25 protein-coding genes are annotated in these 22,080 nt (G+C 67.2%); 16 read left to right on the forward strand and 9 right to left on the reverse strand.

The window, feature by feature from the left end:
* From ACN0RJ_RS01545 to ACN0RJ_RS01560, 4 genes are all read right to left on the reverse strand, one after another.
* Positions 1-897: a DUF58 domain-containing protein gene (locus ACN0RJ_RS01545; RefSeq protein ID WP_417723206.1), complete on the reverse strand. Its 897-nt coding sequence runs from the start codon at positions 895-897 to the stop codon at positions 1-3.
* Positions 894-1,850: an AAA family ATPase gene (locus ACN0RJ_RS01550; protein WP_417723207.1), complete on the reverse strand. Its 957-nt coding sequence runs from the start codon at positions 1,848-1,850 to the stop codon at positions 894-896. The genes ACN0RJ_RS01545 and ACN0RJ_RS01550 overlap by 4 nt, the downstream gene beginning before the upstream one ends.
* A gap of 84 nt (positions 1,851-1,934) precedes the next feature.
* Positions 1,935-2,864, reverse strand: a complete 930-nt coding sequence (locus ACN0RJ_RS01555) for a hypothetical protein (RefSeq protein WP_417723208.1) — start codon at positions 2,862-2,864, stop codon at positions 1,935-1,937.
* 57 nt (positions 2,865-2,921) lie between these two features.
* Positions 2,922-3,257: an Hpt domain-containing protein gene (locus ACN0RJ_RS01560; RefSeq protein WP_417718698.1), complete on the reverse strand. Its 336-nt coding sequence runs from the start codon at positions 3,255-3,257 to the stop codon at positions 2,922-2,924.
* A gap of 159 nt (positions 3,258-3,416) precedes the next feature.
* On the opposite strand from ACN0RJ_RS01560, the gene ACN0RJ_RS01565 reads away from it, so the two are divergent.
* Complete coding sequence (locus ACN0RJ_RS01565) at positions 3,417-4,661, forward strand: PP2C family protein-serine/threonine phosphatase (RefSeq protein WP_417723403.1); 1,245 nt, start codon at positions 3,417-3,419, stop codon at positions 4,659-4,661.
* Here the strand turns inward: ACN0RJ_RS01565 and ACN0RJ_RS01570 are convergent.
* On the reverse strand, positions 4,655-5,092 hold the full coding sequence (locus tag ACN0RJ_RS01570; RefSeq protein ID WP_417723209.1) for an NUDIX hydrolase: 438 nt from the start codon (positions 5,090-5,092) through the stop codon (positions 4,655-4,657). The genes ACN0RJ_RS01565 and ACN0RJ_RS01570 overlap by 7 nt on opposite strands.
* A 78-nt stretch (positions 5,093-5,170) precedes the next feature.
* Between ACN0RJ_RS01570 and ACN0RJ_RS01575 the strand changes: the two genes are divergently transcribed.
* The 8 genes from ACN0RJ_RS01575 (at position 5,171) to ACN0RJ_RS01610 (ending at position 14,070) form a co-directional block, all read left to right on the forward strand.
* A complete protein-coding gene (locus ACN0RJ_RS01575) occupies positions 5,171-6,145 on the forward strand; it encodes an Hsp33 family molecular chaperone HslO (RefSeq protein WP_417718695.1) in 975 nt (324 codons plus the stop codon).
* Positions 6,142-6,747: a CoA pyrophosphatase gene (locus ACN0RJ_RS01580; protein ID WP_417718694.1), complete on the forward strand. Its 606-nt coding sequence runs from the start codon at positions 6,142-6,144 to the stop codon at positions 6,745-6,747. Before ACN0RJ_RS01575 ends, ACN0RJ_RS01580 begins: the two co-directional genes overlap by 4 nt.
* Entirely contained in the window at positions 6,744-7,892 is a 1,149-nt protein-coding gene (locus ACN0RJ_RS01585; protein ID WP_417718693.1) for a CCA tRNA nucleotidyltransferase, read from the forward strand. Before ACN0RJ_RS01580 ends, ACN0RJ_RS01585 begins: the two co-directional genes overlap by 4 nt.
* Positions 7,889-8,470, forward strand: a complete 582-nt coding sequence (locus ACN0RJ_RS01590) for a LysE family translocator (RefSeq protein WP_417718692.1) — start codon at positions 7,889-7,891, stop codon at positions 8,468-8,470. The genes ACN0RJ_RS01585 and ACN0RJ_RS01590 overlap by 4 nt, the downstream gene beginning before the upstream one ends.
* Positions 8,471-8,512: 42 nt before the next feature.
* The gene (locus tag ACN0RJ_RS01595; protein ID WP_417718691.1) at positions 8,513-10,369 is read left to right on the forward strand and encodes an ABC transporter ATP-binding protein; all 1,857 of its coding nucleotides are present in this window, start codon (positions 8,513-8,515) and stop codon (positions 10,367-10,369) included.
* Entirely contained in the window at positions 10,366-12,195 is a 1,830-nt protein-coding gene (locus tag ACN0RJ_RS01600; protein ID WP_417718690.1) for an ABC transporter ATP-binding protein, read from the forward strand. The genes ACN0RJ_RS01595 and ACN0RJ_RS01600 overlap by 4 nt, the downstream gene beginning before the upstream one ends.
* 57 nt (positions 12,196-12,252) lie before the next feature.
* Positions 12,253-13,476, forward strand: coding sequence for a class I SAM-dependent RNA methyltransferase (locus ACN0RJ_RS01605; RefSeq protein ID WP_417723210.1), 1,224 nt, complete (start codon positions 12,253-12,255; stop codon positions 13,474-13,476).
* Positions 13,477-13,572: 96 nt separating this feature from the next.
* Positions 13,573-14,070: a L,D-transpeptidase family protein gene (locus ACN0RJ_RS01610; RefSeq protein WP_417718688.1), complete on the forward strand. Its 498-nt coding sequence runs from the start codon at positions 13,573-13,575 to the stop codon at positions 14,068-14,070.
* 53 nt (positions 14,071-14,123) lie between these two features.
* On the opposite strand, the gene ACN0RJ_RS01615 is transcribed toward ACN0RJ_RS01610, so the two are convergent.
* Positions 14,124-14,681 (reverse strand): CAP domain-containing protein, encoded by a 558-nt coding sequence (locus ACN0RJ_RS01615; protein WP_417718687.1) that lies wholly within the window; start codon positions 14,679-14,681, stop codon positions 14,124-14,126.
* Positions 14,682-14,883: 202 nt separating this feature from the next.
* Here ACN0RJ_RS01615 and ACN0RJ_RS01620 point away from each other — a divergent pair, with 202 nt between their 5' ends.
* Positions 14,884-15,477, forward strand: a complete 594-nt coding sequence (locus ACN0RJ_RS01620; protein ID WP_417718686.1) for a L,D-transpeptidase — start codon at positions 14,884-14,886, stop codon at positions 15,475-15,477.
* Between the two features lie 148 nt (positions 15,478-15,625).
* Positions 15,626-15,820, forward strand: a complete 195-nt coding sequence (locus ACN0RJ_RS01625) for a ferrochelatase (RefSeq protein ID WP_417718685.1) — start codon at positions 15,626-15,628, stop codon at positions 15,818-15,820.
* An 89-nt stretch (positions 15,821-15,909) separates the two neighbouring features.
* Here the strand turns inward: ACN0RJ_RS01625 and hemH are convergent, their stop codons facing one another.
* Both hemH and ACN0RJ_RS01635 read right to left on the reverse strand, forming a co-directional pair.
* Entirely contained in the window at positions 15,910-16,971 is a 1,062-nt protein-coding gene (gene hemH, locus ACN0RJ_RS01630) for a ferrochelatase (protein WP_417718684.1), read from the reverse strand.
* Between the two features lie 58 nt (positions 16,972-17,029).
* Positions 17,030-17,851, reverse strand: a complete 822-nt coding sequence (locus ACN0RJ_RS01635; RefSeq protein ID WP_417723211.1) for a methyltransferase domain-containing protein — start codon at positions 17,849-17,851, stop codon at positions 17,030-17,032.
* A 20-nt stretch (positions 17,852-17,871) separates the two neighbouring features.
* Between ACN0RJ_RS01635 and ACN0RJ_RS01640 the strand changes: the two genes are divergently transcribed.
* The 4 genes from ACN0RJ_RS01640 to ACN0RJ_RS01655 are packed head-to-tail and all read left to right on the forward strand — an operon-like array spanning position 17,872 to position 20,157.
* Positions 17,872-18,594 carry a double zinc ribbon domain-containing protein gene (locus ACN0RJ_RS01640; RefSeq protein WP_417718682.1) on the forward strand — a complete coding sequence of 241 codons (723 nt, stop codon included), beginning with the start codon at positions 17,872-17,874 and terminating at the stop codon, positions 18,592-18,594.
* Positions 18,595-18,630: 36 nt separating this feature from the next.
* Complete coding sequence (gene grxC, locus ACN0RJ_RS01645) at positions 18,631-18,888, forward strand: glutaredoxin 3 (RefSeq protein ID WP_417723212.1); 258 nt, start codon at positions 18,631-18,633, stop codon at positions 18,886-18,888.
* Position 18,889: 1 nt separating this feature from the next.
* Entirely contained in the window at positions 18,890-19,723 is an 834-nt protein-coding gene (locus tag ACN0RJ_RS01650) for a carbon-nitrogen hydrolase family protein (RefSeq protein ID WP_417718680.1), read from the forward strand.
* Entirely contained in the window at positions 19,720-20,157 is a 438-nt protein-coding gene (locus ACN0RJ_RS01655; RefSeq protein ID WP_417718679.1) for a MarR family winged helix-turn-helix transcriptional regulator, read from the forward strand. The genes ACN0RJ_RS01650 and ACN0RJ_RS01655 overlap by 4 nt, the downstream gene beginning before the upstream one ends.
* Positions 20,158-20,220: 63 nt before the next feature.
* Here the strand turns inward: ACN0RJ_RS01655 and ubiG are convergent, their stop codons facing one another.
* Entirely contained in the window at positions 20,221-20,955 is a 735-nt protein-coding gene (ubiG, locus tag ACN0RJ_RS01660; RefSeq protein ID WP_417718678.1) for a bifunctional 2-polyprenyl-6-hydroxyphenol methylase/3-demethylubiquinol 3-O-methyltransferase UbiG, read from the reverse strand.
* A 47-nt stretch (positions 20,956-21,002) separates the two neighbouring features.
* Between ubiG and pip the strand changes: the two genes are divergently transcribed.
* Positions 21,003-22,001 carry a prolyl aminopeptidase gene (gene pip, locus ACN0RJ_RS01665; RefSeq protein ID WP_417718677.1) on the forward strand — a complete coding sequence of 333 codons (999 nt, stop codon included), beginning with the start codon at positions 21,003-21,005 and terminating at the stop codon, positions 21,999-22,001.
* Positions 22,002-22,080 lie beyond the last annotated feature (79 nt).

Consider the following 22,080-nt stretch of genomic DNA (forward strand, 5'->3'; position numbering starts at 1 on the left):
TCAGGGCTCCCGATCCTTGGGAAAGGCGGCTGCGAGATGCCTTGCGGTCTCTTCGACCGCCGCGCCCGCATCGAGTTCCAGCGCGACATGCCCGGCGATGCGGACCTCCGGCGCGGCTCCGCCCGAGGCACCGGCCACCCTCGTGCGCGTGCCGTCCGGCAGCCGGATCGGGTAGGAGCCGCGCGGCAGGCGGGTTGCGGCGGTTTCCGAGATCAGCAGCAGCCGCGGCGCGCGGGTCCGTCCAAGCGCATTCAGGCGGTCTTCGAGACTGTTTCCCGGGTTTTCGAACCCGGAGGCAATGACCAGTTCCGCCCCCCGTGGCGCGATGCGTTCGACCCGGCTCAAACCGTCGTCGAGGGGCGGATCGTCCAGGTCTCCGGCAAGGGCGGTTTCGAGCGCGGCATCATGCGCGCGGGCCAGCGCACCGATCACGTCGAGCATGCCGCGCACCCGTCCGCGCGCCGGAATGATGACCGGTTCCCCGGCGGAGAGCGCCAGCAGGCCCACGCGCCCGCCTTCCTCGATCACGCGCCAGCCGAGCAGCGTCAGCGCCTCGGCGGCCGAGACCGAACGGAAGGCCCGGGTCAGCCCCCAGAGCATCGAGGGGCGGAAATCCGCGATCAGCAGCGTCACGCGATCGCGTTCCTCCTGAAATTGCCGGACATGCGGCCTCGCGGTGCGCGCCGTGCTGCCCCGGTCGAGGTGGCGCAGGTCGTCCCCCGGCATGTATTCGCGGATGTCGGCCACCTCCTGCCCGTGGCCGCGTTTGCGCGTGATGAAGCCGCCCGGCAGATCCGAGAGCGCGGGTTCGCCGACGGCGGCCAGCGCAACGGGACGCAGCGCGATCAGGTCGCCGGCCCTGAGACGGACCCCGGGAACATCGAGCGGCGCGCTCACAACGGTTCGATCCGGGCCAGCAGCGCGTCGACCAGTCGGCGCGGAGTCTGGCCTTCGGCCACCGCGCGCCAGGTCAGCACCATCCGGTGGGCCAGCGCGTCATGGGCGAGGGCCGCGACGTCTTCGGGCAGGGCATAGGCGCGGTTGTGCAGCCAGGCGCGGGCCTTGGCCGCCGAGGCCAGCGCCAGCGAGCCGCGCGGCGAGACCGCATGCGCGATCTCGGTCGTGAACGGTTCGCCCCGCGTCGCGGTCACCAGCCGCACGATGTAGTCCCTGAGTTCCGGTGCGAGATGGACGGCCATCGCCTCGCGCCGTGCTTCGGCAAGGTCGTCCAGGGTCATCCGTGCCGGCTGGGGCCGCGTGCCGTGACTTTCCGCTTCGACAAGGTCGAGGATGCGCCGCTCGGTCGCCGCGTCGGGCAGCTCGAGCACCACGTGCAGCAGGAACCGGTCCAGTTGCGCCTCGGGGAGGGGAAAGGTGCCGTCATGCTCGATCGGGTTCTGGGTCGCGATGACCAGGAAGGGATCCGGCAGCGCCCGGGTCTCGTTGCCCGAGGTGACCTGCCGTTCGGCCATCGCCTCGAGCAGCGCCGACTGGACCTTGGGCGGCGCGCGGTTGATCTCGTCGACGAGGACGAGATTGTGGAACACCGGCCCGGCGACGAATTCGAAACCGCCGTCCTGAGGGCGCCAGACCGGCGTGCCGGTCAGGTCGGAGGGCATCAGGTCGGGCGTGCATTGTATCCGCGCGAAACTGCCTTCGATGGCGTCGGCCAGCCATTTCACCGCACGGGTCTTGGCCAGCCCCGGGGCGCCCTCGACCAGCAGGTGCCCGCCGGCCAGCAGGGCGATCAGCAGGCGTTCGACCAGAACCTCGCGCCCGATCAGACCCTGTGAAAGATGCGTCATCAGCGCGCCGATCCGTGCCGGCGCGACCTCGGGTGCGGTGTCCATGGCTCCTCCCTGCCGCGGGTCGATCTCGGATCAAGTCTAGCCGAGCGGCCGGTCTCCAGAAACACAGCCCTAGGTCGCAGCCCGTCAGCCGGGCCCGCCACCGCATTCGGGGTCGAGGATCGGAGCGAAGCGGCCATCCCCCATCGTGCGCCGGGTCGCCATCATGAGGGTGTCGAAGGCCGAATCGATATAGGCGATGAAGGCGGGATCGTTGGTCTGGTCCACCGGTGCGGTCGCCACGGCGTGCAGCATGAGCACGTCGAATTCGCACAGCCCGCGCGGATTCGAAGACAGCAAGCCGCGCATGTAGGCCGGGGAATCCCAGGGCAGATGCCGCAGATCGACGGGAAATTCCTCGAGTTTCGAGGCATAGGCGGTGTCGCGGTCGAGGTGGAGGATGTCCATGCCGAAGGTGAAGGACTGGAACAGCTCCTCGATCAGGATCGAATTGAAGAAGGCCCGCGCCTCGGGATCGCGGGCGTCGGTCCCGGCCTGCTGGACCATGATGTGCGTACCCGCGCCGCGCCTGCCGAAGAAGGTCTGCGCCAGCGCGGGGGAGGGCGCCGCATAGCGGCGGCGGGGCGGCAGCCCGAGGTCATGGACATCGTTCATCCAGAGCAGGTCGTCGGTCAGCGCGCGATTGGGCGGTGCGCCGGAATAGAGCCGCAGGACAACCGTCCGTCCCAGCCCGCATTGCCGCGCCTCGGGCCCGGCATAGCGCATGGGCAGGGGCTTGCCGAAGATCTCCCTCGCGAGGGCGCGGAAGGTGTCGAGCGTCCGCAGGGTCGATTTGTCGGGGGGATCCCCGACCAGGCAGATCGACGCGCCGGAGAAGTCGCGGCCGTTGATGTGCACCGGAATGCCCGGATCGCGCGCGAGCATGGTGGTGCGCAATTCGTAGCTCCACCCGCGCTCGGCCAGCGTCAGGTAACTGGCCTTGTCGGCGGCCAGCGGGCCGGACAGGGCAAGGATGGCGGCCACGGCCGCGCACAGGATGCGGTGATACTGCGGCACTGCGATTCCCCTCCCGGTTCGGAAAGGTAGCATCCCCCGGGGCGCCGTCCAGCCGGGTCAGGCGGCCATGCGCAGCGGAAGTTCGGTCAGGAATTCGAGGCGCGAGTCGTCGAAGGTCTGGATGATGAGCCCGACGTCCACATCCCGCGCGTTCCCGGCGCCGGCGGCGAATTCGCCGGCCTGGCACAGCCGCGCCAGCGTCTTGAAGCCGAGGTTCAGCGCGCTGCCCTTGAGGAAATGCAGCAGCGGTTCCAGCGCGGAGGCATCTCCCGCGGCAGAGGGCAGATCGGCGAGCGACGATCCGACCTCCTGCAGGAAGAGATCGACAACCTCGTCGAAGTCCTCCGATCCGATTTCGTCACGCAGCTCTGATACACGTTGCCAGTCGATCATCGCGCACCTCCTGAAGGCGAGATTAATGCGCCGAATCTGAACAAAGTCTTTCCGTCGACGGCCGGTTTTCAAATTTCGGGATAAAGACGGCGTTAAGGTTGGTTTGGTTAGGTCGTTGCAACAGGGCGTTCTTGCCATGAAGGATTCGATTTGCAGCCGATCTCCGTCCGGACACCGTCGACGACGCTGGGCACGCCCTTGTTGAGGCGTGTCCTCGTGGTCGACGACAGTGCGCTGCAGCTCAAGATCCTCAGCGCCATGCTGAAGCGGCGCGGCTTCGAGGTCTGGCAGGCGGAAAGCGGGGAAGAGGCGCTCGCCCTCTGCGAAGTGGTGAAACCGGACGCGGTGCTGTCGGACTGGATGATGCCCGGCATGGACGGGCTGGAATTCTGCCGCCGGTTCCGGGAGATGGCGCGCGACAGCTACGGCTATTTCATCCTGCTCACCTCCAAGAGCGAAAAGGGCGAGATCGCGCGCGGTCTCGACGCCGGGGCCGACGATTTCCTGACCAAGCCGGTGAATGCCGACGAATTGCACGCACGCATCAACGCCGGCGCGCGCATCCTGTCGATGGAGCGGCGGTTGTCCGAAACGCTCGGCCGGCTGCAGGCGGCCTACGATGCGATCGACCGGGACCTGCGCCAGGCCCGCACCATCCAGGAGGCGCTGGTGCCGGAACGCAGCCGCAGCTTCGGCGCCACGCGGGTGAGCCTGCTGCTGAAGCCCTGCGGCCACGTCGGCGGCGATCTGGTCGGCATGTTCAGCCCGAGTGCCGGCGGGCTCGGGGTCTACAGCATCGACGTATCGGGGCACGGCATCACCTCCGCGATGATGACGGCGCGCGTCGCGGGCTATCTCGGCGGGGATTTCCCCGATCAGAACATCGCGTTGGAACGCCATGGCGACGACGTTGCCACCTTCGTCCCGCCGGAGGAGGTCGCCAACAGGCTCAACCGGCGGCTCGCGGCCGATCCGGGTGTCGTCGAATACCTGACCATGGTCTACACGACCATCGACCTCACCAGCGGGGCGGTCAGTTTCGTGCAGGCCGGGCATCCGCCGCCGCTGCTGCTGCGGGCTGACGGCTCGGCCGAATATCTCGGGCAGGGGGGGCTTCCGGTCGGGCTGGTGGATCTCGCCACCTATGCGCCGGTCGACCTGGTGCTCGGCCCCGGCGACCGGCTTCTGCTCTATTCCGACGGTATCACGGAGGCGATGCTCAAGGACGGCACCATGCTGGGGGAAGAGGGACTGCTGCGAATCGTTCTTGACTGCGGCGAGGCCGGGCGCGGGACGGAGTTTCTGGACGATCTCTACTGGCGCCTGACCCAGGTCACCGAAACCGGCACCCGGCTGGAGGATGACGTTTCGGCCGCCCTCATCGAATTCGGTGGCGTTCAGTAGGCATGGCGGCGCACGAAGGCGCGGTCGCCGGCATTGCCCAGGGCTTCCATCGCGACCACGGGCGGCATCCAGACCGCAATGTGCCCCGGCTCCGTCGGGTCCGACAGGCGGCGGATCGGGCGCGCCGTGTAGATCACGCAGAGCTTTTCCGCCCAGAGATCGTAGTCCGGCATGTAGACGAACCGCCGGAAGGCGCCCAGGCGGCGCGGCTGGCCGATGCGCCAGCCGGTCTCTTCGAAGACCTCGCGGTGCAGCGCGGCAAGGGGATGTTCGCCGGGGTCCACGCCGCCGCCGGGCAACTGGAATTCCGGTTCCGGCGCGTCCTGATGCGTCAGCAGCAGGGCCCCGTCGCGGGGCAGGATGGCATAGACCCCGGGGCGCAGCGTATACCGCCGGGCGGCCGATGGCGGCTCTCCGTATCTTGCAATCACGTCCCGGCCCCTTGGTTCCGAACTTGTTCTCGCCTATATGCGCGCGGTATGCCAATACTCGGCAGATAAGGAAACCCCATGACCATCGGCAAACTCGCCTGGGACGACACCGTCCTGCCCTTTCAGCTTGACCTGTCGGACATCCGTGGTCGCGTCGCGCGGCTGGATGGCGTTCTGGACGGAATCCTGAAGCAACACGATTATCCCGAGCCGATCGAGACGCTCGTGGCGGAAATGGCCCTGCTGACCGCGCTGATCGGCCAGTCGGTCAAGTTGCGGTGGAAGCTGTCCCTCCAGGTCCAGACGCGCGGCGCGTTGCGCATGATCGCCACCGACTACTTTGCCCCCTCGAAGGACGGCGAACCGGGGCGCATCCGCGCCTATGCCAGCTTCGACCGGGACAGCGTGACCAGCGATGCCGCCTTCGACCAGTTGCAGGACGGCTATTTCGCGATCCTGATGGATCAGGGCGAGGGCACCACGCCCTACCAGGGTATCACGCCGCTGGCGGGCGGGTCGCTTGCCGCCTGTGCCGAGGCCTATTTCGCCCAGTCCGAACAGCTGCCGACCCGGTTCAAGCTGAACTTCGGCAAGGCGGTCAATGCCGATGGCAGCGGCGAATGGCGGGCCGGGGGGCTGATGATCCAGTCCATGCCCAAGGCGTCGCCCTTTGCCAAGGACGGAGCCTCGGGCGAGGGCGGTCTGCTGCAGGCCGAGGATCTTCTCGACGGGGAAGAAGGCGAGGCCTGGCGCCGGACCAATTTCCACATCGACACGGTCGACGAGCTGGAGCTGATCGGTCCGGACCTTCCGCCGACCGATCTGCTTGTGCGCCTCTTTCACCAGGAAGTGCCGCGGGTCTTCGATCCGCAGCCGGTGCGGTTCGGCTGCACCTGCTCGGAAGACCGGGTGCGCCAGTCGCTGTCGATCTATTCCGCGCGGGACATCGAGAAGATGACCACCGACGACGGCAAGGTGACGGCCGACTGCCAGTTCTGCGGGGCGCATTACGAGCTCGACCCGGAGAGCGTCGGCTTCGAGGCCAGGAAGTGACAGGGATCGAGGTCCAGATCGACGCTCTGAGGCGTGCCGTCTCGAAGGACGGTCCGCCCTCGTCCGATTTCGACCTCAATCCCGAAACGCTGCTGCCGCCGAACCGGAAGCTGCGGGCCGCGGGCGTTCTCGTGGCCTTCCTGCCCGGTCCCGACGGGCTCGAGCTTCTGCTGACCAAGCGCAGTCCGAAACTGGTGCATCACCCGGGCCAGATCGCCTTTCCCGGCGGCAAGCAGGATCCGCGCGATGCGGACCCGGTCGCTGCCGCGCTGCGCGAAGCACATGAGGAAGTCGGGCTGGACCCTGCGCTGGTCGAGGTCTTCGGCACCCTGCCCGCGCACGAGACGGTGACCGGCTTTCTCGCGACGCCTGTCGTGGGTCTGGTGCGGCAGGGCTTCACGCCCGTGGCCGAACCCGGCGAGGTGGCCGAGATCTTCCGGGTGCCCTACCGCCACGTCATGACGCCGGATCGCTACACTGTTCAGGGAAGGGAATGGCGCGGTCAGCGCAGGCTTTACTATGCCGTTCCTTTCGGTCCCTACTACATCTGGGGCGCGACGGCCCGGATGCTGAGGGCGCTTGTTGCGCGGATAAACCCATGACGCGCATCGACGGTGAATGGCTGTTCCGGCGCACGACCCAGACGGTTCTGGGCACGCTCGAGCGTGGCGGCCACGTGGCCTACGTGGTCGGCGGCTGCGTCCGCAATGCGCTGATGGACGTCACCGTGACGGATATCGACATCGCCACCCGGGCCCGGCCCGACACCGTCGTCTCGCTCTGCGAGGCGGCCGGGATGAAATGCGTTCCGACCGGGATCGACCACGGCACCATCACCGTCGTCGCCGAGGGCATCGCGCACGAGGTCACGACCTTCCGGGCGGATGTGGAAACCGACGGGCGGCGTGCGGTCATCCGGTTCTCGGACACCATCGAAGAGGATGCGCGGCGGCGGGATTTCACCATGAACGCCCTCTATGCCGACGCGCGCGGCGAGGTGACGGACCCGCTGGGCGGGCTCACCGATCTGCTCGCGCGGCGGGTGCGCTTCATCGAGGATGCGGCGACCCGCATTCGCGAGGATTATCTCCGCATCCTGCGCTTCTTCCGCTTCTCCGCCTGGTACGGCGACCCGATGCAGGGATTCGACGCGGATGCGCTGGCGGCCATCGTCGACAATCAGGAGGGGCTGCGCTCGCTCTCGCGCGAGCGCGTGGGGCAGGAAATCGTGAAGCTTCTGGCAGCGCCGAACCCGGCCCCGGCGATCGCGGTCATGGCGCAGATCGGCGTGCTGCGGCGGATCCTGCCCGGAGCGGCGGCGGAGCCTCTGGGGCCGCTCGTCCACGAGGAAGAGCGCTTGGGTCTCCCGGTCGATCCGATACGGCGCCTCGCGGCGCTCGGCTACCTCGACGCGGGATCGCTGCGCCTGTCGCGGGCACAGAAACGCAAGCTCGAACTGTATCAGAGCCTCATCACGGAGCCCTACGGCCCCGCCGAAGTCGCCTATCGGCACGGCGCCGATGTCGCCTGGGACATCCTCGCCCTGCGCTCGGCCAGTTTCGGCTTTCCGGTGTCGGACGACGTGCGCTCCGAAATCGAGGACGGCGCCCGCGCGGAATTCCCGGTCCGGGCGCAGCATCTCGACGAGGAGCAGGGCCCCGAACTCGGCGCGCGTCTGGCGCGGTTGGAAACGGCCTGGATCGCCTCGGGCTTCTCGCTCACTAGGGACGATCTGCTGGGACTATGACGATCGACCCGCTTTACGGCTTCGTCTTTCTCGGACTGTTCTCGCCGGGACCGAATGTCATCCTGCTGACCTCTTCCGGTGCACGGTTCGGCTTTCGCGCCACGCTGCCGCACCTGATGGGGGTCGTGCTCGGGGTCGGGATCACCGCCGGTCTGACCGGGCTCGGCATCGCCGCGCTGCTGCGGCAGGCCCCGGCGCTGGAATTGGCGCTCAAGATCGCGGCCGCGGCCTGGATGCTCTACATGGCCCACGGGCTGTGGTTCTCGGACCGCCGCAAGAAGGCCGACAGCGCCCGGCCGATGACCCTGGTGGAAGCGGTGCTGTTCCAGTGGATCAACCCCAAGGTCTGGGCGGTTGCGCTGGCCGCCGCCTCGGCCTATCCGTCGGACCTCGGTCCGTGGCTCGAAGGCATACGCCTCGGCACCGCGTTTTCCGGGGTGAACCTGATCTGCTGCCTGTTCTGGACCATGGCGGGCACGCTGCTCACCTACCTGCTGACGACACCGACGGCGTGGACGATCTTTGCCCGCGTCATGGCCGTCGCACTGGGAAGCTTTTCCGTCATGGTCTTCCTTTAGGGAATCGGAGACACTCCGCCCGCTGCCAAGGAAACCCACCCCGTGTTCCGTTTTTTCGAAACCCTGGTGGACCCGTACACGGCCTACCCGCCGAACGACCGTCCGCCGACCCGTCTGCTGCCGTTCCTGATGGACTATTCCCGGCCGTTCCGGGGGCTGTTCGTATGGGCGGCGCTGCTGTCCGTCATGGTCGCCACGGTCGAAATCGGGCTGATCTGGGCGATGGGCTGGGTGGTCGACATCCTCGCCGGCGATCCGGCGCAGGTCTGGGAGAAGCACGGCACGGCGCTGATCGCGCTGGGCGCCTTCATCCTGATCCTGCGCCCGCTGATACAGGCGCTCGACGTGCTGGTGCTGAACAACGCGATCATGCCGAACTTCGGCACGCTGATCCGCTGGCGGGCCCATGCCCAGGTGCTGCGCCAGTCGGTGGGATGGTTCGAGAACGATTTCGCCGGGCGCATCGCCAACCGCATCATGCAGACCCCGCCCGCCGCAGGTGAGGCGGTGTTCCAGGTCTTTGACGCCATGACATTCTCTGTCTCTTATGTCATCGGCGCGCTGATCGTGCTGGGGGATGCCGACCCCCGGCTGGCGATTCCGCTGGCGCTCTGGCTGGTGCTCTACGGCGGGCTGATGCGCTGGATGATCGTGCGGGTGGGGCCGGCCTCCAAGGCGGCGTCGGATGCGCGCAGCTTCGTGACGGGGCGGGTGGTCGACGCGTATACCAACATCCATTCGGTCAAGATGTTCGCCCATCACGACCAGGAGCTGGACTACGCCAAGGAAGCGATCGAGCAGTCGCGCCGGACCTTCGCCCGCGAGATGCGGCTGTTCACCACGATGGACATGGGTCTGGTGCTGCTCAACGGCCTGCTGATCGTCGCGGTCGTCGGCTGGGCGCTGGCGCTCTGGATGCAGGGGCAGGCGAGTGTCGGCGCGGTGGCGGCGGCGACGGCGCTGACCCTGCGGCTCAACGCGATGACCGGCTGGATCATGTGGGCGATGACGGCGTTCTTCCGCCAGCTCGGTGTCGTTGCCGAGGGGATGGAGACCATCGCCCAGCCCATTTCGCTGGTCGACGCCCCCGATGCGCAGCCGCTGCGGATGGGCCGGGGCGAAATCCGGCTCGAGTCGCTGTCCCACCACTACGGACGCGGGCAGGGCGGGCTCGACGCGATCAGCCTGACCGTCAGACCGGGGGAAAAGATCGGGCTGGTGGGGCGGTCGGGCGCGGGGAAATCGACCCTCGTGAAGCTGCTCCTGCGGTTCTACGACCCGGAGCAGGGCCGCATCCTGATCGACGGGCAGGACATCACCGAGGTCACGCAGGAAAGCCTGCGCCGGCAGATCGGCATGGTGCAGCAGGACACGACGCTGCTCCACCGTTCGGTGCGCGACAACCTGCTGTACGGCCGCCCCGACGCGAGCGAGGAGGACCTGATCGCCGCCGCCCGCCAGGCGCAGGCGCACGAGTTCATCCTGACGCTGCAGGACCCCCGTGGCCGACAGGGCTATGATGCCCATGTCGGCGAACGCGGCGTGAAACTCTCCGGCGGGCAGCGGCAGCGGGTGGCGCTGGCGCGGGTCATTCTCAAGAACGCGCCGATCCTCCTGCTGGACGAGGCCACATCGGCACTGGATTCCGAGGTCGAGGCGGCGATCCAGGACACGCTCTACGGCATGATGCAGGGCAAGACCGTGATCGCCATCGCGCACCGGCTGAGCACCATCGCCCAGATGGACCGCATCCTCGTGCTCGACGAGGGACGCATCGTCGAAGACGGAAGCCACGACGTGCTTCTCGCGAAGGGTGGCCTATATGCAGGGTTCTGGGCCCGCCAGTCCGGCGGCTTCCTCGATCCCGACACCGACAGCCATACCGAGTCAGACGCATGATCCTTCACGACATCATCGACCCCTTTGCCCATGCCGAAACTCCGCCGCCGAACACGCTGGCGCGGTTCATGGGCTGGGCGCTGAAGGGGTCGTGGATCGTGCTGATCCCGGCGGCGGTCTTCTCGATCCTCGGCGGTATCACCGAGGTGATGGCCGCCATGCTGCTCGGCGGTGCGATCGACCGGGCGCTGTCCGGTGCGCCGGAAACGGTGTTCACGGCGAACGGGCTGTTCCTGCTGCTCTGTGTCGGGTTCTTCATCCTGCTGCGTCCCGCGATCCTGGGCCTGTCGGCCTACACGCAGTCCGTGATGATGCAGCCCAACGTCTTCAACCTGATCCTGAGCCGCATCCACCGCTACACCCTCGGGCATTCCGTCACCTTCTTCGACAACGATTTCGCCGGGCGCATCTCGCAGAAGGAGATGCAGACGGCGCGGGCGCTGAACGACGTGGTGACCGAGACGGTGCATTCCGTCCTCTTCGCCGTGGCGTCGGTCATCGGCTCGGTGATGCTGCTCGGCTCGGTCGACTGGCGCATCGCGGGCGGGCTGGTGCTGTGGATCGTGGCCTACTGGTTCCTGATCCGTCACTTCATGCCCAAGATCCGGTCGCGGTCCAAGGCGCGGGCGGCGGCGCGCGCGATGGTCACCGGGCAACTGGTGGACACGGTGACCAACATCAAGACGGTGAAGCTGTTCGCCCATGACGATTTCGAGGATCAGGCCGCGCTGGGCGCCATGGCCAGCTACCGCGACCGCTTCATCGCCTTCGGGCATGTTTCGGCCGCGTTCCGGTTCTGGCTGATGGCGCTTGCCGGGGCGCTGCCGGTGCTGCTGATCGGCGGCGCGCTCTATTACTGGAGCGTCGGCATCGTCTCGACCGGCGATATCGCGGCCACCGGCGCCGTGGCGCTGCGGCTGGCGCAGATGACCGGCTGGGTGAGTTTCACGCTCATGGGGATGTATGCCAATGTCGGCGAGATCGAGGACGGCATCCGCACCCTCACCCCGCCCCATACCCTGCTCGACCGGCCGGACGCGACCTCGCTCGACGTGCCGCGGGGCGAGATCGCCTTCCGCGATGTCGGCTTTGCCTACGGCCGTGAGACCGGCGGCATCGAGCATGTCGCGCTGACCATCCGACCGGGCGAGAAACTGGGCGTGGTCGGGGCTTCCGGCGCGGGGAAAACCACGCTCGTCGCGCTGCTGCTGCGGCTCTATGATGCCGAAAGGGGCGCGATCGAGATCGACGGGCAGGATATCGGCACGGTGACGCAGGAAAGCCTGCGCCGCCAGATCGGCATGGTCACGCAGGAAACCGCGATGTTCAACCGCTCGGCGCTCGACAACATCCGCTATGGGCGCCCCGATGCCACGATGGAAGAGGTCGAAGCCGCCGCGCGCAAGGCGGAGGCGCACGAGTTCATCCTCGGTCTGCGCGATCACACGGGGCGCGACGGCTATGCGGCGCGGCTCGGCGAACGCGGGGTGAAACTGTCCGGCGGGCAGCGCCAGCGCATCGCCCTGGCGCGTGCCATCCTCAAGGATGCCCCGATCCTCGTGCTGGACGAAGCGACCTCGGCGCTGGATTCCGAAGTCGAAGCCTCGATCCAGACCGCGCTGGAGCGTGTGATGGAGGGCAAGACCGTGCTTGCCATCGCGCACCGGCTGTCGACCCTGTCGAGCATGGATCGCATCGTCGTGCTCGACGCGGGGCACATCGTGGAACAGGGCACCCATGACGACCTGCTGGCGCGTGGCGGACTGTATGCCCGGTACTGGAACCGCCAGTCCGGCGGGTTCCTGAACGCGCAGGCGGCGGAATAACTCCAGCCGCCCGCGCGGGCCTCGACGCGACGCGCGAATCCGGGCAATAGCGCGCTCATGGAACGGGTCACGATCGAACGGCTGGGGCATCAGGGGGACGGCATCGCTGCCGGTCCCGTCTACGTGCCGGGAACGCTTCCCGGCGAGGTGGTCGAAGGAGAGGTGGACGGCGGCGTCATGGCGCAGCCGCGCATCGCCACCCCGTCGGACATGCGGGTGAAGCCGCCGTGCCGTCACGCGAAAAGCTGCGGCGGCTGTCAGCTTCAGCACGCGCGCGACGATTTCACGGCCGGCTGGAAGGAAGGCGTCGTGCGGCAGGCACTGGCCGCGCACGGCATCGAGGCCGAGATCCTGCCCTGCCTGACCTCGCCCGCGCGAAGCCGCCGCAGGGCGGCCTTTTCCGCGACCCGGACCAAGAAGGGCGCGCTGGCCGGGTTCCACATGAAACGTTCGGACGTGATCGTGCCGGTGGGGGGCTGCCTGCTGGTCGAGCCCCGGCTCGCCTCCGCTCTGGAGTTGGTCGAGACGCTGGCCTCGGTCGGGGCGAGCCGCAAGAGCGAGCTCTCGGTTCTGGTGACGACAAGCGCGACCGGACTCGACGTGGCGGTCACGGGCGGCAAGGAGGCCGATCCCGAAATGCAGGAGACGCTCGCCCGCCTCTGCCGCGCGCATGAAGTGGCACGGCTGGCCTGGGGCGAGGACGTTACCCTGACCCGCCGCCCGCCGATCCAGCGCATGGGCCGCGCCGAGGTGGTGCCGCCCCCCGGAGCCTTCCTGCAGGCCACGCCGCAGGGTGAGGCCGCGCTGGTCGACCGGGTGCGCGCCATCGTCGGGGACGCGGCGCATGTGGTCGACCTGTTCGCCGGCTGCGGCACCTTCGCGCTGCCATTGGCCGAAACCGCGCGGGTTCACGCGGTCGAGGGGGACAAGGCCATGGTTGCGGCGCTCGACAAGGGGTGGCGCGGCGCCGAGGGGCTGCGTCATGTCACCCACGAGGCGCGCGACCTGTTCCGGAACCCGCTTCTGGTCGAGGATCTGAAACGGTTCGATGCCGCCGTGATCGACCCGCCGAGGGCCGGCGCAGAGGCACAGATCGCCGAGTTGGCGCGCGCCCGCGTGCCGCGAATCGCCTACGTGTCCTGCAACCCGGTGACCTTCGCGCGCGATGCGGCGACGCTGGTTTCGGCGGGGTATCGCCCGGGGCCGGTGCAGCCCGTCGACCAGTTCCGCTGGTCGACCCACGTGGAACTGGTGGTGGGCTTCACATGTGACACCGCATGATTCTTTGCCTCCGGGAAGAAATCTGCGTTGTTCGGAGCGGCCGAGTCGACGTATATAATCTGCTAAAAAAATGAAACGAGCGGACAGGTAAACAGGATGCGGTCTCTCAGGATTTTGCTGATGGTCGGGATCTTCGCGGCTCTCTCGGGCTGCGCATCCCAGAAATTCCGATCCTATCACGGGCCGGAAATCACGCATGTCGTGGTGAACAAGGGCGACAGGCGGCTCTATCTTCTGCACAACGACAAGGTGCTCAAGACCTACAAGATCGGGCTCGGGTTCCGGCCCGAGGGCGACAAGAAGGTGATGGGCGACGGGCGCACGCCGGAGGGCAACTATTTCATCGACCGTCGCAATCCGAACTCGAAATTCCACCTCAGCATCGGGATTTCCTATCCGAACCCGGTGGACGTGATCGAGGCCGCGGAACTGGGCAAGAGCCCGGGCGGGGACATCTTCATCCACGGCCGCCCGCGGGCCTATCGCAAGGGCGGGCGCGACTGGACGGCGGGCTGCATCGCGGTGACGGATCGCCAGATGGAAGACATCTACGCCATGGTGCGCACCGGCACGCCGATCACCATAAATCCCTGATATTGCTTATATGAAGTCCGCAACGGCCCCGATCAGGGGCCGTTTTCGCGTCTTCAGGCCGGCCCGAGACCGAAGCCCGGCGTCGCGGACAGTTGCGGCGAGCCCATGACCAGCGTCCACCAGATCTTGCCGTTCGCTTCCTGGAACCAGGCGATGCCGAGTTCGCGCGCCTCGGGGTCGAGGATCACGTTGCGGGTCGGCGCTTCTTCCATCCAGGCGCCCAGCGTCTCGATCTCGGTCTCGTAGGTTTCCGAGATGTTCTCGCCGACGATGCGGCCGGCATAGCCGACGCGCCGGGCGCGGTCGATCGGAGAGGAGCCGTCCGAGCCGAAGTGCCAGGGGCGGTTCTGCACCGACATGTCGCGGGAGTGGGTCGCCGCCGCCGCGTTCAGCTTGGCATTCAGCGCAACGCTCGGGGCGCCCTTGGCCTGACGCAGGGCGTTCACCGAATCCAGCACCCTGTATTCGATCCGCGCGGCGCTGCCGGGAGCGATTCGGTACACCTTGGGCAGCGGACGACCGCTGTCGTCCACGGTCGGCCCGGTCGGGGCCGCGGTGCATGCCGCTGCAAGCAGGGCTGCCGAAAGGAGGAGGAAACTGCGTCGTGCCATTGTCATGCCTTCAGAAACAAAGCGTCATCATGCCTTATCCGGTCCGAGGGTGCTTATCAAACCAACATGACCGTGAGCAGGGCAGGTTACAGGTGTTTGATTTGCGACTGCGGCATAACAGCAATATGATTGTCAGACCGGGAACCCGCGAAGGACCTGTCGAGTTCCCCTCGAATACCGAAATTTTGCAAGGACAGGATCTATGTCTCAAAAAGGATTCGACCGCAGAGCGTTTCTGGCCGCCGCATCGGCCGCCGTGGTGGGTGGTCCTGCGTTGGCCCAGAGCGTTGACGGTGCCGGCACGGTCGAGATCGAGCGACCGATCAATCACGTGATCCGGCGCAACATCTCCAGCTTCCGCACGCTCGACTGGCAGCCGCATTTCAGCAACCTGACCAAGGGCGCGGTGCTGGTCGACATCTCTTCGCGCGCGCTGCACTACTGGGAAGAGTCCGGTCAGTATCACCTCTACCCCTGCTCCGTGCCGCTGACCGAGGATCTGACCCGCCGCGGCCGCACCCAGGTCGTGCTGAAGGACCCCAGCCCCGACTGGCGTCCGACGCCGTCGATGAAGCAGCGCAATCCCGAGTGGCCGGATTACGTGGGTCCGGGCCCCGACAACCCGCTCGGAACCCGCGCGATGCACCTCAGCTGGCAGTACTACCGCATCCACGGCACGCACGACACGCGCAAGATCGGGCGGCGTTCCTCCAACGGCTGCATCGGCCTCTACAACGAGCACATAGAAGAACTTTACGGATTGGCTCAGGTAGGGACACAGGTGTTGCTAATTTGACGACATTGCGGCAACGGCAAAAAAGCGGGCGCTAACTTGGGTTTGCAATCTCCTGAATTTGCTGCTTAGACAGAGTCACGAGGTAAGTCTTGGGTGCTTGACGCGTGACCGAAAAACGGCTCCGTCAGGCGAATATCTGGAGGTTAACATGAAGAAACTCGCACTCGCCGCCGCTTTCGCCGGCGCAGCAACCACCGCAATGGCCGGTTCCTATGCCAAGGACGACGTGGTCATGGAGCCCGTCGTCGTGGTGGAAGAAACCGCTGCTTCGTCGTCTTCGGCCGGCATCCTGATCCCGCTCCTGCTGATCGTCGTCATCGCGGCTGCTGCTGCCAACGACTGATCCGCATCTGCGATCCGTTATCGAAAAGGCGGTGCTTCGGCGCCGCCTTTTTGCTTTTGCCCCCCCGCCGGTGGGGGGGCGGCGCGGGCCTAGTCGAGCCAGCCCCGCAGGTTGTCCGAGATGACCGAGGACAGCGCCTCGATATGGGCGGGATCGTCGTTGAGGCAGGGGATGTAGGTGAACTGCTCGCCCCCGGCATGTTCGAAGCTCTCGCGGATCTCCTCGTTGATCTCCTCCAGGGTCTCGATGCAATCGGCGCTGAAGGCCGGGGCGATCACGGCAATCTTCTTCTTGCCCTGCCGCGCCAGGTCGGCCACGTGGTCGACGGTGTAGGGCTTGAGCCACTCCTCCGGGCCGAAGACCGACTGGAAGGTGGTGGTGATCCGGCTTTCGTCCCATCCGAGGCGCTCGCGCAGCAGGCGGGTCGTCTTGCTGCACTGGCAATGGTAGGGGTCGCCCTGCATCAGGTAGCGCTTGGGCATGCCGTGATAGCTGACCACGAGGATGTCGGGTTGCTCCTCCAGCGCCGCATAGCCGCGCTCGACCGAACGGGCCAGCGCCTCGATGTACTTCGGGTTCTCGAAATAGGGGTCCACCACCCGCGCGGTCGGTTGCCATGTTTCCTTCATCAACGCCTTGAAGAAGGCATCGTTGGCGGTGGCCGAGGTGGCGCCGGCGTAATGCGGGTAGAGCGGGAAGAACAGGATCTTGCGACATCCGGCGCCGACCATCGCGCGGACCTTTGATTCCGTCGAGGGGTTGCCGTAGCGCATGGCGAAGTCGACCATCACGCCGTCGCCGTAGAGCTCGCGCATCTTCTCCGCGATCGCCGCCGTCTGCGCCTTGGTGATGGTCATGAGCGGGCTTTCGTTCAGCTCCTCGTTCCAGATCGACTTGTAGTTCCTGCCCGAGCTGAAGGGCCGCTTGGTGAGGATGATCGTCTGCAGCAGCGGCTGCCATTTCCATGCCGGGTAGTCGATCACCCGACGGTCGGACAGGAATTCGCCGAGGTAGCGCCGCATCGGCCAGTAGGAATAGTGATCCGGCGTCCCGAGATTGGCCAGAAGCACACCGACCCGGGGGGCCGAAACGCCGGGGTGGTCGGCGGGGGCGTGCACGGGCGTCGCCGTCGGAGTGCTTGCGTCGGGCATATCTCTGTCCTGGTCCTGATCCCTGAGTGGGCAATACGTATCGGTTTGGCCGGTCGGATCAATCCTTGAGCGGGTTTTCCATGGTTCCGAGCGCCTCGGCGAGGCGATGCGCCGCAGAGCCGGGGCGCAACGGCTTCTGCTGGCTCCCGTCCGGCGCCCATCCGGTGAGGGTCACGAGTTCGAAGGTCGCGCGAATCCGGCCATCCGCCCGCGCATAGGTTTGCGCGTAGAGCTCGGCGGCGCGCAGCAGGACGGCACGGCGACTGGGCCGGCGCAGCCGCGCGGCGAGGGCATTGGTCTCTCCCATCGCGCGCAGGTCGCGCATCAGGTGCAGCGCCGAGGCATAGCTCACGTCGAGCGGCAGGCTGTCGGCAACGGGCAGCGCCAGCCCGGCCCGTTGCAGCAGGCCGCCGAGATCGCGGATCTCGCCCATCGGCGCGACGCGGGGCGACAGGCCGCCGGTCACCTCGATCTCGGCCTGTCCGAGGGCGGCGCGCAGCTCGGTCAGGGTTTCGCCGCCGAAGGCCATGACCAGGCACATCCCGTCCGGTCGCAGGGCGCGGCGGCATTGGATCAACTGCCCGACCGGGTCGTCGGCCCAGTGCAGCGCGAGCGCGTGAATGACAAGATCATGCGCCCCCTCGTGAAGATCGAGCGTGTCGTCGTCCGGGATGAGCCGCGCGCCGGGAAACGCGGGGGCCCAGACCTCGGGGAAGGGCGTGACGACGGCGGGGGACGTAAACGACCTGTTAACCAGTGAGAGCCGATCCTGCGCTTCGTCGCGCGCCGCTTCGTGCAGGAACAACGCCGGTGCGCGCCGGGCGCGGGCGCGGTTGCGCAGCAGGGCACGTCGGTCGGTGAGAGGGGCAGGGCGCGACATGGAGGCTAGATAGGATGCTGATGCGCGGGTTGCAAACGATGGTTCGGCTTGTCTACCCGCCGCGCTGTCCGTCCTGCGGCGGCATGGTCGAAACGGACTTCGGACTTTGCGGTGCCTGTTGGCGCGACACGCCCTTCGTCTCGGGTCTTGTCTGCGATCTCTGCGGGGTGCCGCTGCCCGGTCAGTCTCAGGAGGCCGAGCATTGCGACGAGTGTCTGAGCGTGCCGCGCCCGTGGCAGCACGGGCGGGCGGCGATGCTCTACCGCGACACCGGGCGCAAGCTGGTGCTGATGCTGAAACATGGTGACCGGCACGACATCGCCGCGGCCGCGGCGCGCTGGATGGCGGGCCGGGTGCGCCCGTTGCTGGCGGCGGATGCGGTGGCGGTTCCGGTTCCGCTGCATCTGCGCCGGCACCTCGGCCGGCGTTTCAACCAGTCCGCGCTGCTGGCCGGGGCGCTGGCGCGGGAGACCGGGATCGGCTTCTGCCCGGATGCGCTGATCCGCCTGCGTCACACGCCGTCGCTGGACGGCAAGGGCCGCGACGACAGGTTCGCCACGCTCGACTCGGCGATCGGCGTCGCGCCCCGGCGTGCCGCGATGCTGGCGGGGCGGCCGGTGCTGATCGTCGATGATGTCATGACCTCGGGGGCGACGCTTTCGGCGGCAGCCGGGGCCTGTCATGCTGCGGGCGCGAAAGAAGTTTGCGTCTGCGTTCTGGCGCGCGTGGCAAAGGATGCCTAGATTGCTCTGCAACAACGCTCGCCCGAGGACGCCTTCATGCAGACCATCGACATCTACACTTCGCCCTATTGCGGATATTGCCAGGCCGCCAAGCGGCTGCTGAGCAAGAAGGGCGCCGCCTTCAACGAGATCGACGTCGCCGCCGAGCCGGATCGCCGCGCCGAGATGGTGCAGCGCGCTCATGGCGGGCAAACGGTGCCGCAGATCTTCGTCGGCGATGTCCATGTCGGCGGATGTGATGAGCTCTACGCGATGGACCGGGCGGGCAAGCTCGATCCGCTGCTCGCGGGCTGAGATGCGGGCGGCGCTGCTTCAGATCACGTCCTCGGACGATCCGGCGGAGAACCTCGCCATGCTGCGCCCCATGCTGGCGCAGGCCGCGCGCGACGGCGCGGAGTTCGTGCTGACGCCGGAGGTGACGAACTGCGTCTCGTCCAGCCGTGCCCGGCAGCGCGCCGTGCTGCGCCCCGAAGCGGAGGATCCCGTCCTTGCCGGGTTGCGCGAGGAGGCGGCGCGGCTCGGCATCTGGATCCTTGCCGGATCGCTTGCCGTGCTGTCCGAGCCGCCCGAGGAACGCTTTGCCAACCGGTCCTTCCTGATCGACGCCGCCGGAAACATCGCCGCGCGCTACGACAAGATGCACATGTTCGACGTGCAGGTGACCGAGACCGAAACCTACCGGGAATCGGCGGGATTTGCGCCGGGGGAGAGCGCGGTTCTTGCCGATACGCCGTTCGGCAAGGTCGGCCTGACGGTCTGCTACGACGTGCGGTTCGCCTATCTCTACCGGGCGCTGGCCCGGGCGGGCGCGGGCATCCTCACGGTGCCCGCGGCGTTTTCCCCGGCGACCGGCCCCGGCCACTGGGAACCCCTGCTGCGCGCCCGCGCCATCGAAACCGGGTGTTTCGTGCTGGCACCGGCACAGACCGGGCAGCACCCGGTGAGCGAGGGGCGCGCGCGCACCACCCACGGGCATTCGCTGGTGGTGTCGCCCTGGGGCGAGGTCCTGGCCGACGGCGGCAGCGCGCCGGGCATCGTCATGGTTGACCTCGATCTGTCCGACGTCCAGAAAGCCAGACAACAAATTCCGTCCCTTCAACACGATCGGGAGTTCGTCGGCCCTGCATGAGTGACACCAACGCGCTGGCCATATCGCTTTTCAGCGAGCTCATCACGGCGGACCAGCTGTTGCGGAACCGTCTGACGCGGGTCCTTCCGAACCGCATGGAAATCTCGCATTTCTCGGTGCTGAACCATCTCGCACGGGCGCAGTCGGAACGCTCTCCCGCGCAGTTGGCGCGGAGTTTTCACGTCACCCGGGGCGCGATGACCAACACGCTGGCAAAGCTGGAATTCGCCGGCTACGTGCACATCCGGCCCGACTGGGACGATGCGCGGCGCAAGATGGTGGCGATCAGTCCGGCGGGGATGCGGGCGCGCGAGGCGGCGCTGGCGGCGATGTCGCCGCTGATTTCCGAGATGGTCAAGGAACTGGGCGACGCCAAGGTGCGCGCCGCGCTTCCGGTGCTGCGCGAGTTGCGCCTGAAGCTGGAGGCGGAATAGGGGCTCTGCCCCGTCCGCGCCTGCGCGCGGACTCCCCGGGATATTTCCGGCCAGAAGAGGCCGTCAGGGTTTCAGGGCGGCAGTGACGTAGTTCACCGATAGGTCGCGGTCGGAGATGCTCCAGGACCAGCTGACCGGGTTGAAGACGTAGCCCTTGCGGTCGACGGGATCGAGCCCGGCGCGAGTCATCAGGTCGAAGAGTTCGTCGGGGGTGATGAACTTCTTCCACTCGTGGGTGCCCTTGGGCAGCCAGCGCATCACGTATTCCGCGCCGACGATCGCCATGGCGAAGCTCTTGGCATTGCGGTTGATGGTCGAACAGAGGTGCAGCCCGCCGGGTTTCAGGAGCGCGGCGCAGGCGGTGAGATAGGCGAGCGGGTCGGCGACATGTTCGACGACCTCCATGTTCAGCACCACGTCGAAGTGTTCCCCGGCCTCGGCGAGGGCCTCGGCGGTGGTGTGGCGGTAGTCGATCCCGAGCCCGGATTGGCGGGCGTGGGTTTCGGCGACGGGGATGTTGCGGGCGGCGGCATCGACCCCGACGACCGTGGCCCCGAGCCGGGCCATGGGTTCGCAGAGCAGACCTCCGCCGCAGCCGATGTCGAGAATGCGCAGGCCCTCGAACGGCGTCCCGGTGCCGGTGGGGCGGTCGAATTCCCCCGCGATCTGGCGGGTGATGTAGTCGAGCCGGACGGGGTTCATCATGTGCAACGGCTTGAACTTGCCGTGCGGATCCCACCACTCGGCCGACATGGCTTCGAATTTGGCGATCTCGGACGGGTCGACGGTGATGCTCATGCGTTTCCCCATGGTCTTTTGCTTCTGTCCGCCAATATAGTCCCCTCATGGACAAATTCTCGGGCCAAAAGCGCGCAGTGCAATATCTCTATCCGCCGTCGGATCCCTTTGACCAACGCATGCTGGATGTGGGCGACGGTCACAAGCTTTATGTCGAACAATGCGGAAACCCGGAGGGGATTCCGGTCGTCGTCCTGCATGGCGGGCCGGGCGGAGGCTGTTCGCCCGCGATGCGGCGATATTTCGATCCGCGGGCGTTTCGCGTGGTGCTGTTCGACCAGCGCGGCTGCGGTCGGTCGCGACCCCATGCCAGCGTCACCGACAACACCACCTGGCACCTGGTCGCGGATATCGAGCGTATCCGCGAGGCGCTGGGAATCGACCGTTTCATCGTCTTCGGCGGAAGCTGGGGTGCCACCCTCGCGCTGGTCTATGCCGAGACGCATCCCGAACGGGTGCGCCGGCTGGTGCTGCGCGGCGTGTTCCTGATGACGCAGCTCGAGCTCGACTGGTTCTATGGCGGCGGCGCCGGGCAGTTCTGGCCGGAACCCTGGGAGCGGTTCACCGACCTGATCCCGCGCGAGGAGCAGGACGATCTGATCGGCGCCTATCACCGGCGGCTGTTCTCGGGGAACCTGCGCGAGGAGACCCGCCATGCCCGCGCCTGGTCGAGCTGGGAGAACGCGCTGGCCTCGGTCTATTCCAACGGCTCGGGCGGCGAGGCTCCGGGGGATTACGCCCGCGCCTTTGCCCGGCTGGAGAACCACTATTTCGTCAATGCGGGATTCCTCGACCGGGATGGCTGGATCATCGCCAACGCGGACCGGCTGGCGGGTATCCCGGGCGTCATCGTGCAGGGGCGCTACGACATGATCTGTCCGCCCAAGCGCGCCTGGGACCTGGCACGCGCCTGGCCGGATGCTGACCTTCGGATGATCCGCAACGCCGGCCATGCGCTGTCGGAACCGGGCATCAGCGCCGAGCTGGTGCGGGTGATGGACGCCATCGCGGAAGAGCAGAGCATCGGCCGGGCGGCGGGAGATTGACTGACCAGTCAATAAAAAAGGTTTACAGATGGATTTCAGCGGCTACGCTGCGGGTTAACGATAACAACCTTCGGCAGGG

It is taken from the genome of Salipiger sp. (genome assembly GCF_048261495.1).
GTDB lineage: Bacteria > Pseudomonadota > Alphaproteobacteria > Rhodobacterales > Rhodobacteraceae > Salipiger.